Consider the following 14,170-nt stretch of genomic DNA (forward strand, 5'->3'; position numbering starts at 1 on the left):
AGATTACTAAATTACAGACCAATTAGTAAATTTAATTACAACAACCCTATTGAAGAACTAAAAAACAAGTGTGTTGCACTTATGGGTTGAACTCAGCAAAGAATTAAAAACTAATATCGAGTTATATTAATAAAAAGAAAAGAATAAGGCACTATCTCATAAACTTACACAGATTTTGGGATAGTGTCGTTAATTACTGAAATAGGTTTTACTTCTTTATCCACAAGTGTTGTTTTCTTTCCGTCGATTGTTGAAGTCCTTTTTCTAGTAATAAAGTTAGTACTTATGTTTCCTGCTCCATCTTGCATAGCGTTTCCGTAATTGTTGTATTCAAAACCAATTAGTATGTAATCTTTGTACTTGTTTTCATATCTTAATTTCAATTTATAATCGTGCCTCATGGATTGGTGTTTTAGCTTGATTACATTGTTGTTAACTATTTCAATGATATCATTAGAAATTGTGTGTAAAAATGAAGGAGATAAATTACCTGTTAGACTTGCTATTTTATAAGAACCATCACTTTGTCCTTAAAATATAGAAACGGTAATAATTTTTGCATTTGAATAGTCTTTGTTATTTTCCTTATTCACTAATAACACTACATAATCAAGAATACGATCTTTATTTAAGTCACTCATTATTTTAAACGGCTTGTTGTTTAATTCAACAATTTCGTATTCTGTTATGATAAAATTATCAATATGCTGTGCATCTATTTTTGCTTTTGCTTTTTCTCTTTTAGAGTTATTGTATGAAGTCAATAAGATTAAAATTAGTATTAATGTTAATTTGTTTATTTTGGTTGGTTCACGTTTGTCTAAAGGGTTTTGTATTCTGGTAGTTTGTAAAAAATTACTGTCTCTTTTTTTTGCTATGAATTGTGATGTTTTTTATAATTACATGTAATATTGCTAAATTTAAACTTAGTAATTTCTCTTATATTACAATTTAATAAGGTAGCTTATTCATGTAATTGTATTTGATCAGTTCTAATTTTGCATATGTAATTTTAACGCTTAATAAAAGGTCTTCAAAATTACTTAACTTTACAGCTATCAATATTTAATACTTCAAAATAAATGAAAAAAGCAATATATTTATTAGTATTCGCTTGTGTTTTTTCTTGTAAAGATGAGCAAAAAGAAGCAGTAACCACAGAAACTGAAACTTCTAAAACAAAAATGCAAACCAATCTAGACAAATATGTTAATGTAAAGCTAACTGCAGATTTAAGTGTATTGACAGAAAATGAAAAGCAAATGCTGCCTATTTTAATTAGTGCAGCTAATAAAATGAACGACTTGTTTTGGTACGAATCTTATGGAGATTGCGATGCTTTGTTAGATGGTGTTGAAGATAAGGATACTAAAAAATATATAAAAATTAATTATGGTCCATGGGACAGGTTAGATAATAACAAGCCATTTTTAGAAGGTGTTGGAGAGAAAGCAAAAGGTGCTAATTTCTACCCAAAAGACATGACTAAAGATGAATTTGAGAACGCTAAAATGGAAAACAAGTCTAGTCTTTACAATTTTGTGAGGCGCGATGGAGATGGTAATTTGTACACAATACCTTACCACAAAAAGTTCGAAGCAGAAGTAAAAGAAGTTTCTAATTTATTATTAGAAGCATCGAAACTTGCAGAAGACAAAGGCTTAAAAAAATATTTAGAATTAAGAGCTGCAGCAGTATTAAATGACGATTACCAGAAAAGTGATTTCGCTTGGATGGATATGAAGGCAAATACACTAGATATCGTAATTGGTCCTATTGAAACTTACGAAGATCAATTGTTTGGAAACAAAGCAGCACACGAAGGCTACGTATTAATTAAAGACCAAGAATGGAGTGCAAAATTGGCTAAGTTTAGTAGCTTTTTACCAGAGCTTCAAAAAGGATTACCTGTAGACGAAAAATACAAAAAAGAAAAACCAGGCACAGATAGTGATTTAAACGCTTATGATGTTGTGTTTTATGCAGGAGATTGTAATTCTGGAAGTAAAACTATAGCAATAAACTTGCCTAACGATGAGGAAGTACAACTTAAAAAAGGAACCAGACGTTTACAGCTAAAAAATGCGATGCGTGCTAAGTTCGATAAAATATTAATGCCAATTGCAGGTGTTTTAATAGAAGAAAGTCAGCGTAAACACATAACTTTCGATGCCTTTTTTGCTAATACTATGTTTCATGAAGTAGCACATGGTTTAGGAATTAAAAACACAATAAATGGAAATGGAACCGTTAGGACATCTCTTAAAGAACACGCAAGTGCTTTAGAAGAAGGGAAAGCAGATATTTTAGGCTTGTATATGGTACAACAGTTGCACAAAAAAGGAGAGCTAAAAGAAGATTTAAAAGATAATATGGTCACTTTTATGGCTGGTATTTTTAGATCTGTACGTTTTGGAGCATCGAGTGCGCACGGAAAAGCAAACATGATTCGTTTTAATTTTTTCCAACAAATGGGAGCATTTACTAGAAATGAAAAAGGAACGTATAAAGTGAATTTTAAAAAAATGGAGAGCGCTATGGAAATGTTATCTAAAGTTATTTTAACCTATCAAGGTGATGGTGATTATAGAGGTGTTGCTAAGTTTGTTGAAAACTACGGAAGCATTCCAGAGCAGTTGCAAAAAGATTTAAACCGTTTAAGTGATGCTAGTATTCCTGTAGATGTTGTTTTCGAGCAAGGAGTAGAGGTTTTAGGACTTGAGTAACTATCAAAATTAGTAACTATTTAAAAGCTTCAGGAAATTACTTCTGAAGCTTTCTCTTCTTTCAACGGTTAATTGTAGACTTTAATCGAAAAGAGCATTACTTATCTATAATTATACATAATAAGGCATAGCGTTTTTATAGTTTTATGTTTTAATACAAAAATTATGGAATATCTTATTATTGCTACAGTGCTTTGTTTGTTTATTTTATTTAGAGTTTTTAAAACACTAAATAAAATAAAATTATTGCGTCAAAGTGGTATTAATATTTCTAACAGAAACAACTACTACAGGTTTCTGTCAAGTGTGTTTTTACAAAACCTTCCTTCTTAAAGTCCTATAAGGGTCTTTATAGTTTTCTAGCTTGTTTTAAACATTACTGATATAGAATTTTAACTTAAAGAATAAGCTAATTCTTTAATATATACTCAGCAATTAAAAGCTGATGATCTGAAAAATTATAGTTATACTTATTCAGCTTTAAGCCATAAATAGTATTACTAAACCATATTTGATCTAGTTCTAGTAATGGAATACCAAAAGGCCAAGTAGCAGTAAAACCTTCAGAATATTCTCTAAAACTTGTAAAATTCTTTTTATATGTGTTAAAATGAATACTCTCGTATGGTGTATTAAAATCTCCAATTATAAAATCTATTTTATTTTCTTCGGAATAATTTATTATAGTCTTTAAAGCTTTAGTTTTATTATTAAAAGGATTAGCATAAACATCTGCAATAAGAATTTTTATAATGTTGTTATTTACAACAGCAGTTACATTATTATATTTATAGCTTTTTTCTTTTGTTTGGTAGATTACAGATTTAATTTCTCCTTTAATACCTATAATCATGTTTCCTTTTAATTTTTTAAAAGAATACATTTTTAATTCTTTTTTCAAGGTTTCAAATTCAGTATTAGAAATACTGTCTGTTTCAACAAAAGTTAATATGTTTACAGGGGATTCTTCTACTTTTTTAGAAATGATATTTAAAGGAAAGCCTTTTGTGTTTTTAGCAATGTTCCAAAATAGAACAGCACTGTCTTTTGCATTGTTAGTCCTAGTTTTTGGTAAATTATAATAGTTAGAAAACCAATTAAAAATTAATAAACCTAAAACAATTGTTAGGCTATAAAACACTTTTTTGTTTTTACTAAATATTATAGTTGTAAAAACACCAAAGAGGATAATAAGTATTAATGGTGTCGCATAAAAGAGAACGTTAAACGGAAAAATATAATCTTTTAAAGCAAAATGTAAAAGAATTAAAAAAGCATACATTCCAAGAATGTATGCTTTATACTTATTTAAGAATTTAATCATCTGTTAAACAATCTCAACAAACAAACCATCATCAGCTTTACTAACTTTAGCAACACCTAATTTGGTTAATCCTTTTATGGTTTTGTCCCATTTTTTATTACTTAATCCAGATTGACCTTTTAATTCATTTAAATCAATAGGCGAATTATTTTTTAAGATTTCGAAAACAGCTTTTTCCTCTTCACTCATTGGAACAGCTTTTTTTTCTGGTCGCATTTGTGGGAAGAATAAAACTTCTTGTATAGATTGGTTATTGGTTAAAAACATAATTAACCTGTCCATGCCAATTCCCATTCCAGAAGTTGGAGGCATTCCATATTCTAATGCACGTAAAAAATCTTCGTCTATAAATTCTGTAGCTTCATCATCTCCTTTTTGTGCTAATTTTAATTGGTGCTCAAAACGTTCGCGTTGGTCTATTGGATCGTTAAGCTCCGAATAAGCATTTGCTATTTCTTTACCACAAACCATAAGTTCAAAACGCTCTGTTAATTCTGGATTATCACGATGTTCTTTACACAACGGGCTCATTTCTTTTGGGTAGTCTGTTATGTAAGTTGGCTGGATGTAATTACCTTCACATTTTTCACCAAAAATCTCATCAATTAATTTCCCTTTTCCCATGGTAGCGTCTACTTCAATTCCCATGCCTCTTGCAGCATCAAAAATTTCAGTTTCAGTTTTTCCATTAATATCAAAACCAGTAAAGTGCTTTATAGAATCTGCCATTGTTACACGTGCATATGGTGCTTTAAAGTCAACTTCATGTTCTCCAAAAGTAGCTTTTGTTGTTCCATTAACTGCAATAGCACAATGTTCTAAAAGTTTCTCACAGAAATCCATCATCCAGTTGTAATCCTTATAGGATACATAAATTTCCATTGCTGTAAACTCAGGATTATGTGTGCGATCCATTCCTTCGTTTCTAAAGTTTTTAGAAAACTCATACACGCCATCAAAACCTCCAACAATTAAGCGTTTTAGGTATAACTCGTTAGCAATTCTCATGTATAGTGGAATGTCTAAACTATTGTGATGCGTCATAAAAGGACGAGCTGCTGCTCCTCCAGGAATAGGTTGTAATATTGGTGTTTCTACTTCAAAATAGCCAGCATCATTAAAGAAATTACGCATCGCGTTAAATAACTTTGTACGTTTTACAAATACTTCTTTCACGTGTGGATTTACAGCTAAATCTGCATAACGTTGTCTGTAACGCATTTCTGGATCTGTAAAAGCATCGTACGTTTTACCATCTTTTTGTTTTGGTATTGGTAATGGCTTTAATGCTTTACTTAGCATTTTAAAGTTTTTAACCATCACTGTTTTTTCTCCTACTTGAGTAGTAAACAGTTCGCCTTCAATACCTATTATGTCTCCTAAATCTAATAATTTTTTGAATACAATATTATACAAATCTTTATCTTCACCTGGACATATTTCATCTCTATTAAAGTAGACTTGTATGCGTCCTTCAGCATCTTGTAACTGTGCAAAAGAGGCTTTACCTTGTATGTTAATTGCCATCAATCTGCCAGCAATAATAACCTGTTTACCTTCCTTAAATCCCTGTTTAATTTGTTTAGATGTTTCAGAAACTGGATATAAATCTGCTGGATAAGGATTAATTCCCATATCGCGAAGTTTAGCTAACTTTTCTCTTCGTACGAGCTCTTGCTCAGATAATTGTGACATAGTTTAAATTGTAAAATTTTAAGCCACAAAGATACTGTTTTGTAACATAAAATGTTATTATGCGTCCTATAAGTACAACATCAATTAATTAAATTATATTTTATGAGTATTTGGAGAGTTATCCTATCAATCATTTGTCCACCTTTAGCTGTCTACGATAGAGGTTGTGGCTCAATAATAATCACTTTTTTATTATGGCTTTGCGGTTGGGTTCCGGGCGTTATTGCAGCTTTGGTAATATTAAATAAACCTAAAAGTTACTAAGCAGTATTCAGTCTGCGGTTAGTAGTCATCGTTTGTCATTTAGAGCGAAGCGAAGAATCTCATTAATGAAACGAAAACACTTGAAGCAACAATAATTTATCGTAATTTTGTGGTCTATGAATAAAAAAATAGCGCTTCAAGATTTAGGCTCTAAAGACTTTAAGGACACTTGGGATTACCAAGAAGAACTATTTAAAGGTGTTTTAGAAACTAAAATTAAAAACAGAAGAGAAGATGCTGGTTTAGAAACCAAAAATCACTTTTTGTTTGTAGAACATCCTCATGTTTACACTTTAGGTAAAAGTGGAGATCTGTCTAATTTATTGTTAGATGAAAAACAACTTACCGAAAAAGGTGCAACATTCTATAAAATAAACAGAGGAGGAGATATTACTTATCATGGACCAGGACAAATTGTTGGCTATCCTATTTTAGATTTAGATAATTTTTTTACAGACATCCATAAATATCTTCGTTTTTTAGAAGAAATGATAATCCTTACACTAAAAGAATACGGTTTAAAATCGGAGCGTTCTCCCGGAGAAACTGGAGTTTGGTTAGATGTTGGAACACCATTTGCTAGAAAAATTTGTGCCATGGGAGTTCGTGCAAGTCGTTGGGTAACAATGCATGGTTTTGCACTAAATGTAAATGCCAATTTGGGTTATTTTGATAATATTATTCCTTGTGGAATTCGTGGAAAAGCGGTGACTTCGCTTAATGTAGAATTAGGAAAAAAAACAGTTGATGAGGCTGAAGTAAAAGTAAAATTATTGAAGCATTTTACTAATTTGTTTGCTGCAGAATTTATATATAAATAATAATTGAAAGACTAAAAACTATACATGCTTAACGCTTTTTTACTTTTTTTTCTAGGTTACCATATTCTACCAGATTTCTATCTTAAAAAAATGATTTTGAAAAAGTATCAGGTCTTTTATCTAACGTTAAAATAGAAACAAAAGCCGATGGGAGACACAAAGATTATAGTTTTAAAAACTTAAATAGAAAACGTTTAATTTTAAATATTAGTGACAGACAATTGCACAAATATTATGTTTCAGATATTTATAAAAAATATTGGGAAACACTCTTAGCACCTAACGCTATTGGTCAAGAAATTGTTTTATATATATTTATATATAGGTAAAGGGAAACAACAAGAAGACTCATTTAGAATTGAGTTAAACAACACTACAGTATATGATACTGATATAAGATATTACAGAAATATTTTAATTATGCTTTTTACATTAGCATTAACTTTAAGGAATCTTTTCTTTTATTTTAAAACTGATACGAAAGTTGATTTTACTAAAAATTTACAGGCAGCAGATCACTCTTTTGTAGGTTTTATAAAACTTGGGTTGCGTGATTATTTTTTAAGTTCTTAGTATTGTCTTTAATATGTCAAGTTAGATTAAATACCTTTTATGCTTCAGCATTAAAAAACACTTTATAATAATGCATTTTCTTTTCCTCATCGTAGCCACGTTCTAAGTATTCACTGGCTGCATCTGGAGCATCGATATCTAGTTTAATTTGTATGTTGGTATCGAGTTTAATATCTGTTTTAATTTTCTTTTTATCCTTTTTTACAACAGCTTCTGCTAAATCAAATTGATTTCGTAACACTACATTTAGTTCGCCTTCGTATTCTTTTTTGAAATCTTCAAAAAGTTGAATGTGTTTTTCTTCGGTAAATACTTCTTCTTTAAAACGTTCAATATTTATTATTTCATTTTCCTTGAAATAGTCTATTGTTTTTGCTAAAAATATATTTCGTTCTTGCTCACCAAAGCTGGTTTTTAAAATTTCGGTAGAAAACTCACTACACATATCGAGATAATTGTGTGTGTGGTTATTACTATCGTCTGCATATTTAATATTTAAGAATTTATCTAACCAATATTGAGCATCGTAACTATTATTATCTACAGTTAAAATAATGTTGCCTTCCATATCTGTTTGATTTAATATTAAACAGCCTTTGTCTATTTTTTTAGAAGAGATTCCTTTTTGGACTAATACATCGTAACTATTATTTTCTAAATAAGTTTGAAAGAAATCTATCTTGTTTTCAATTTTAAAAATCCCAATAGCATTAGTAACCATTTCTTTGTATTCTATACCTTCGAAAACTGCAACCAGAACATCTCCTGTTTTTATTTGAGCAGAATCACTTTGTTCAAATAAATGTTTTACTATGTTTTTTGAGGTTTCAACAAAGGCATCATCATCGTTAAAAATATTTTTAACGTAAGCATTAATTTCATTTAACTCCACATTTGCATGATGGTTAAAACGGTAACTTTGTACTACAGAGCCAAATGGTCTTAATAAAAAAGGTAGCATAAGTTCGTAACTGTCCTCATCGAAATGCACTTCTTTATTAGAAAAAGCATTTTTAGTATTGTTATGTTTATTACCAACTTTATGAATTATAAATTTTGAAATTGTAGCGGTTTTACGTGTAATCATCTTTAAAATGGAAGTTTATTTATCGAATTACAATAGTAAACATTTCAGCAGAAAAAAGTAATAAAAAAACCGAAGACTTTACTTTTGGTTTTTTGTATTTACAAGATTAGTCGTTTTTAATGTCTGTCTCTTTTTTTGTACTTCATACGCAAAAGCAACCCTTTAGAAAGTTTTAACACATATTAGATTTTACTCTCTTTTATGTTGAGCTTAGGGTTATAAATTTATGAGTATAAAAAAGAGGCAAAGCAAGCCTAATAAAGCAGTTTGTATTGGGTTGTTAGTAACTGCAGTTAATTAATTTCGTAGAGTAAAATGCTATTACTGTCTCCTTTGGTAATAAGCTCTAAAGATTTATCTCTATCAATATTGTCTAAAGCTATTGTTGAGTTGCCATAGACAGGGAAATTTTGAATAGGTTTAGCTTGACTATCAAAAAGTAAAACTTTTTGAGACTGTAAGTCTGTTACAGAAATATAAATTTTATCTTTTATATAAAATATTTTCACAGGAGAATAGTTGCCTAAATCTAATTCAAGCGTCTTACTTTTAATATTAAGAATATTCTCGTTTTGAGAAGCCAAAGTTCTAATGGTACATACTAAATGATGGTTTTCTGTAAGATTATATGGTTTTGTGGTTACTTTTCCTTTTTGATCTATGCTTACTATTTTACCATTTGTAGTCGTGGTAGTAAAAGTATTGTTATAATTAAAAATAGGTTCTTTAGAGAATTCTATATCAAATACTGTTTTTATTCGAGTTTGACCTCTTCTATTTAATATATTAAGTTTCTTGTCTGTTTTTATAAGGATATAATCTTTATTCCCAATTCTAATATGTTGTGGTTGGTGATTAATCCTATTTTTAGCTGAAGAAAATTTAAACCCTTTAACTGTTTTTCCTTTTGCATTATATAGTAAAACGTTTCGACCTTGAGTAACAAAGAGTCTGTAATCTTTTCTGTTATCGTAATCGAAAACCGAAAGAGGTTGTGTGATTTTATCATTAAATTTTAGCGGATAACCTTTAACATCTCTTCCAGCTCTGTCTAACAAATAAACACGATTTGGAGTTGCAAATACTAACTGAAGTCTTCCGTTTTTATAAACATCTATTTGTTCTATCTTACCTAAAACAGGACCATTAAGTTGCTTTTTCCATAGAATATTACCAATATTAGAAATAAGATATAACTTGTTGTTAATGTCTTGTACAACAATTTCTTTTTGTTTAGATCTATGGTTGGTTACAAATTGAGGATTGTTTAATAAGTCTGCGTCCAATCTAATATTTAATAACTCTGTAACTGCATTAGCTTCTACTTTAATCTTGTTCTTTTTAATGGCAGCATGAAGGTGAGCATAATGCGTATCGTAAACAAATTGTAATGCAGAAACTTTATAGTCTTTAAAGCTGTTTTCTAAATTTGTGTCTAGGTTTAAATCTAGTAAATCCTTAAGTTTATTATTATTTAATACTTGTAATATTGAAGATTCATTACTAAGGTCTTTAGTTATATTGTTATAATAATCACGACTACTTAGTGTTGTTTTGTTTTGGTAATTAGCAATAATATTCTCTAAAGTTTCGGTGTCTTTTGCAAACACAAAAAACTGATCGATTATGCAATAGTATTTAACTTCATCGTAATTTATTAAAGGATAAAATACTGTGTCAAATAAATTAGGTTTGCTAAAATTGTAAATAGGAATTTGCCTAAAAACTTCGACTTCGTTTTGTTCGCTTAAAAGGTTGTCTTTAGTAGCAATAATATCTATAGAATTTAATACAATAGCTTGGTTTTCTCCAAAGTAAACAGTACCAATTTCAATAATATTATCGAATAAATTAGTAACCGTTATACTGTCTTCTTTTTTATTAAAAATGTCTAGGTTGGTTTTAAATGTTTTAAAATTATTAAAAGTGAAACTTAAAAAGCCATCACTATTATTAGGCGCAAGTTTGGCTAATTCATTTTCTTGCGGTATTGTATTTTTAAAAACATCTATTAGTTTTCTGGAAGAATCCAAAGCCTTAGTAATTCCATTAAGTAGTATTTCGTCTTGAGAAATAACAGCGTCAATAGAGATGTAATCACTAAAGTCTTTGAATAGCAATGTTTCTTGATTAAATATGGAATGTATTAAATTGTTACCTGTATTACTTAAAATTAAAGAAACTGGTTTTTCGTTATCAATAGTACTAATAATTTTCTGTCGTGCTTTATTGTTGTTTTTTTTGCTTATCACTGCTTTTAAAAGTTTACTGTTAGAAGTAGCAACAGCTACACTGTCTTTAAAAGTAGTATATAAAATTTCGTTATTAAATGTTATCTTTTTTGCAGATTGGTTGGCAATCTCTAATGTTTCAATTTTATGGTTTGGTAAAGAATCAACACTAAATAAATTGCTAATTTGTTTTGTAGTAATTGTAAACTGAAGGCTATCATTTTTATCTTTTAAAAACGAAATAATAACTGGATTTTCAGTATTAATATATTTTAAGTGGTTTAATTTTCTTGCAATATTTTTATAAGCTGAAGCATTAGAAACACTATTTATAAAGGCGTTATTGTTAATGTTAGTTTCTAAATTTTCGGTGTCATTTATGGTAATAATAATGGAAGCTTCATCAGGAATAAAATCGTAAATAGAGGCTTTTTTATTGCTGCTATTCTTACAACTAACTAATAACATTAAAAGAATTAATATTGGATAAATACGCTTCATTATATAATAGAGAGATTTTTGCACATTCAAAATTACAATTCTAATTTTAATTGTTCGGGTAAAAGTCTAAAGCTTTTTCTATGGTATTTTGTTGCACCATATTTTCTAATAGCTTCTCTGTGTTCTTTCGTTGGGTAACCTTTGTTTTGTTTCCAATTGTACATAGGAAACTCTTCATGGATTTTATGCATGTAGGCATCACGATATGTTTTTGCTAAAACCGAAGCTGCTGCAATACTTAAAAATTTACTATCTCCTTTTACTATAGTTTTAAACGGAATGTTTTCTAAGGGTTTAAACCTATTACCATCTACAATAATAAATTCTGGCAAAGGATGTAACTTTAAAATGGAAGATTGCATTGCTAAAATAGAGGCGTTGAGTATGTTTATTTTATCAATTTCATCTTCAAAGATATGAGTAAAAGCAAACGAAATAGCATTATCTTCTATAATAGGCTTCAAGAAATCGCGATTAATTTTAGAAAGCTGTTTAGAATCATTTAAAATTTTGTTCTTGAAATTTTTAGGTAAAATTACAGCAGCAGCAGTAACAGGACCTGCTAGACAACCTCTTCCGGCTTCGTCTGTGCCACATTCTAGTTCAAATTTTGAATATTTTAATTTCAGCATTTATATAATTCTTAACAAAAAACAGTATTATTAATTGTAATATCACAGCAACTTTAAAGTTTGTATGACATACATAAGCGTTTCTCAATTTTAATAGCCAAACAAATTAGGATATTTCATATTTTTGGAAAAACTTTAAATTTTTACCTGGCTAACTTTACAAGGCTAAAAATAGACATCATTTAATGAATAAAATAATTTTAACATTTTTTTTAATCGCCTTTATTTGCACAAGCTATGGGCAAACAACACCAAAACTTAGACGAGTAGATAAAAGCTTAGTTAATAGAAACGATACATTATCTAATGTTAGTAGCCGTAATAAAAGTAATAAAAACATTAAAAATAAAGAAGCTAAAATTACCGACTACCTAATAATATCTTACAAAAACGATACAACCTTCGTAGATACAACTCTTACCATCCAAAAAGAATATAAATACAATTATCTTAGAAAAGACGAATTTAATCTAATGCCTTTTTCTAATATTGGGCAAACTTATAATACATTAAGTTACAATTTTCAAAGTGTTTCGCTATTGCCAAAGTTTGGTGCAAGAGCAAGGCATTTTAATTATATGGAAATAGAAGATATTAATTATTATAATGTGCCAACACCTTTAACAGATTTAATGTATAAATCGGCCTTCGAGCAAGGACAATTATTAGATGCTTTTTTTACTGTCAATACTTCAAAGCAGTTTAATTTCTCTATAGCTTATAAAGGTTTACGTTCATTAGGTAATTATCAAAATATACTTACCAGTACAGGTAATTTTAGATTTACAACGAGCTATAAAACAAAAAACGAAAAATATGTAGCAAACATGCATTTCGTTTCCCAAGACCTTTTAAATCAAGAAAATGGAGGATTAACAGATCAAAGTGTTGAGTTTTTTGAATCTGGTGAAACAGATTTTGATGATAGAGGAGTGCTAGAAGTAAATTTTCAAGATGCCGAAAATATTTTAAGAGGAAAAAGATTTTACATAAACCAGAAGTATAATATAATTAATAAATCAGACTCCATTTCCTTCAACAATCTTAACATAGCGCATACTATGTCCTTAGAAGATAAAAGTTACCTGTACGAACAAACCACTCAAACCAATTTTTTTGGACCAGGCTTTAAAAGTAGAGATTTAAGAGATCGTGTAACTTTAGAAGAACTAACAAACCAATTGCAATTAAATTATTCTAATAATATAATAGGCAGTGTACAATTTAACGCAAACCATGTAAATTATAACTATGGTTACAATAAATTAGTAGTTTTAAACCAATCTACAATCACAAATAGATTAAAAGGAGATGTGTTTTCGGTTGGCGGAAAGTATAAAAAGCAAATCAAAAACTTCAATTTACAAGGAGAGTTAGGTGTAAATGTTTCTGGAGATTTTAACGGCAATTTTTTAAAAGCAACAACATCTTATAAATTAAATAACGATTTAAGCGCATCAGCCCAAATTAATCATAACACAGTAGCTCCAAATTACAATGCACAGTTATACCAAAGCGATTACATAAACTATAATTGGGAAAACAAATTTAATACAGTAAAAACACAACAATTAGCCTTTAACCTTAATTCAAAAAAAATAGCGAATATAACCTTAGATTTAACTACCATAAACGATTACGTCTATTTTAAAAAAGATGAAGCAACAGATACCCAACCAATAGCAACAGTAAAGCCACTTCAAAACGATAAATCAATAACCTATCTCCGGTTAAAACTAAACAAGGAAATTAAATACCGAAACTTTGCACTCAACAATACAGTAATGTATCAAAACGTAAACGACGAAAATCAAGTATTTAATGTACCACAAATTATAACACGAAACACACTATACTACTCCAATCACCTTTTTAAAAAAGCGTTATTCCTTCAAACCGGAATCACATTAAATTATTTCACAGCATATAACATGGACGCCTACGATCCTCTTTTAGCAGAGTTTTACACCCAAAATGATCAAGAATTTGGCAATTTCCCACGCTTAGATTTTTTCGTAAATGCAAAAATACGTCAAACAAGAATTTACCTTAAAGCAGAACATTTCAATGCAGCTTTTACTGGGCGTAATTATTATTCAGCACCAAACACACCATTTCGCGACTTTAAAGTGCGCTTTGGTTTAGTTTGGAATTTCTTTCTGTAAAAGAAATAGTTAATTTTGGTCGTTCCCAATCCTAAGTTTTAAGCTTGGTTTTGGTCGTGCTTTCCGCTGTATCTTTTTGCAAAAGGCAAAAAGGATGCCGCATCAATCCCTAACGCGGGAAAATATCCAGTTAAATTTCAAGAATTATATT

The 14,170-nt window shown here is 29.4% G+C and carries 11 protein-coding genes; 4 read left to right on the top strand and 7 right to left on the bottom strand.

Going from position 1 to position 14,170, the window contains the following annotated elements:
• Positions 1–164: 164 nt before the first annotated feature.
• Together Q0C58_RS03820 and Q0C58_RS03825 are read right to left on the bottom strand one after the other, a co-directional pair.
• Positions 165–401, bottom strand: a complete 237-nt coding sequence (locus Q0C58_RS03820; RefSeq protein ID WP_290697745.1) for a hypothetical protein — start codon at positions 399–401, stop codon at positions 165–167.
• A gap of 129 nt (positions 402–530) precedes the next feature.
• Entirely contained in the window at positions 531–764 is a 234-nt protein-coding gene (locus Q0C58_RS03825; protein ID WP_290697748.1) for a hypothetical protein, read from the bottom strand.
• Positions 765–1,082: 318 nt separating this feature from the next.
• On the opposite strand from Q0C58_RS03825, the gene Q0C58_RS03830 reads away from it, so the two are divergent.
• Entirely contained in the window at positions 1,083–2,726 is a 1,644-nt protein-coding gene (locus Q0C58_RS03830) for a Zn-dependent hydrolase (RefSeq protein WP_290697751.1), read from the top strand.
• A 409-nt stretch (positions 2,727–3,135) separates the two neighbouring features.
• Here Q0C58_RS03830 and Q0C58_RS03835 read toward each other — a convergent pair whose 3' ends face one another.
• Positions 3,136–4,050, bottom strand: coding sequence for a hypothetical protein (locus Q0C58_RS03835; protein ID WP_290697754.1), 915 nt, complete (start codon positions 4,048–4,050; stop codon positions 3,136–3,138).
• A 3-nt stretch (positions 4,051–4,053) separates the two neighbouring features.
• Positions 4,054–5,745 carry a lysine--tRNA ligase gene (lysS, locus tag Q0C58_RS03840; RefSeq protein WP_290697757.1) on the bottom strand — a complete coding sequence of 564 codons (1,692 nt, stop codon included), beginning with the start codon at positions 5,743–5,745 and terminating at the stop codon, positions 4,054–4,056.
• A 102-nt stretch (positions 5,746–5,847) separates the two neighbouring features.
• Between lysS and Q0C58_RS03845 the strand changes: the two genes are divergently transcribed.
• Together Q0C58_RS03845 and lipB are read left to right on the top strand one after the other, a co-directional pair.
• A complete protein-coding gene (locus Q0C58_RS03845) occupies positions 5,848–6,009 on the top strand; it encodes a YqaE/Pmp3 family membrane protein (protein ID WP_290697760.1) in 162 nt (53 codons plus the stop codon).
• Positions 6,010–6,125: 116 nt separating this feature from the next.
• Positions 6,126–6,830 carry a lipoyl(octanoyl) transferase LipB gene (gene lipB, locus Q0C58_RS03850; RefSeq protein WP_290697763.1) on the top strand — a complete coding sequence of 235 codons (705 nt, stop codon included), beginning with the start codon at positions 6,126–6,128 and terminating at the stop codon, positions 6,828–6,830.
• Positions 6,831–7,440: 610 nt separating this feature from the next.
• Here lipB and Q0C58_RS03855 read toward each other — a convergent pair.
• From Q0C58_RS03855 to Q0C58_RS03865, 3 genes are all read right to left on the bottom strand, one after another.
• Entirely contained in the window at positions 7,441–8,490 is a 1,050-nt protein-coding gene (locus tag Q0C58_RS03855) for a nucleoid-associated protein (protein WP_290697766.1), read from the bottom strand.
• A 293-nt stretch (positions 8,491–8,783) separates the two neighbouring features.
• On the bottom strand, positions 8,784–11,222 hold the full coding sequence (locus tag Q0C58_RS03860) for a ribonuclease HII (RefSeq protein ID WP_290697770.1): 2,439 nt from the start codon (positions 11,220–11,222) through the stop codon (positions 8,784–8,786).
• Positions 11,223–11,254: 32 nt separating this feature from the next.
• On the bottom strand, positions 11,255–11,854 hold the full coding sequence (locus Q0C58_RS03865) for a ribonuclease HII (protein ID WP_290697773.1): 600 nt from the start codon (positions 11,852–11,854) through the stop codon (positions 11,255–11,257).
• A 185-nt stretch (positions 11,855–12,039) separates the two neighbouring features.
• On the opposite strand from Q0C58_RS03865, the gene Q0C58_RS03870 reads away from it, so the two are divergent.
• Positions 12,040–14,019, top strand: coding sequence for a putative porin (locus Q0C58_RS03870; RefSeq protein ID WP_290697776.1), 1,980 nt, complete (start codon positions 12,040–12,042; stop codon positions 14,017–14,019).
• Positions 14,020–14,170: the final 151 nt, after the last annotated feature.

Source organism: Lacinutrix sp., assembly GCF_023299985.1.
In the GTDB taxonomy this organism is placed as follows: Bacteria; Bacteroidota; Bacteroidia; order Flavobacteriales; family Flavobacteriaceae; genus Lacinutrix.

Coding starts and splice junctions, on each gene's coding strand:
- Q0C58_RS03860 (WP_290697770.1), bottom strand. CDS start 11,222: ATGAAGCGTATTTATCCAATATTAATTCTTTTAATGTTATTAGTTAGT.
- Q0C58_RS03835 (WP_290697754.1), bottom strand. CDS start 4,050: ATGATTAAATTCTTAAATAAGTATAAAGCATACATTCTTGGAATGTAT.
- Q0C58_RS03845 (WP_290697760.1), top strand. CDS start 5,848: ATGAGTATTTGGAGAGTTATCCTATCAATCATTTGTCCACCTTTAGCT.
- lipB (WP_290697763.1), top strand. CDS start 6,126: ATGAATAAAAAAATAGCGCTTCAAGATTTAGGCTCTAAAGACTTTAAG.
- Q0C58_RS03865 (WP_290697773.1), bottom strand. CDS start 11,854: ATGCTGAAATTAAAATATTCAAAATTTGAACTAGAATGTGGCACAGAC.
- lysS (WP_290697757.1), bottom strand. CDS start 5,745: ATGTCACAATTATCTGAGCAAGAGCTCGTACGAAGAGAAAAGTTAGCT.
- Q0C58_RS03855 (WP_290697766.1), bottom strand. CDS start 8,490: ATGATTACACGTAAAACCGCTACAATTTCAAAATTTATAATTCATAAA.
- Q0C58_RS03830 (WP_290697751.1), top strand. CDS start 1,083: ATGAAAAAAGCAATATATTTATTAGTATTCGCTTGTGTTTTTTCTTGT.
- Q0C58_RS03870 (WP_290697776.1), top strand. CDS start 12,040: ATGAATAAAATAATTTTAACATTTTTTTTAATCGCCTTTATTTGCACA.
- Q0C58_RS03820 (WP_290697745.1), bottom strand. CDS start 401: ATGAGGCACGATTATAAATTGAAATTAAGATATGAAAACAAGTACAAA.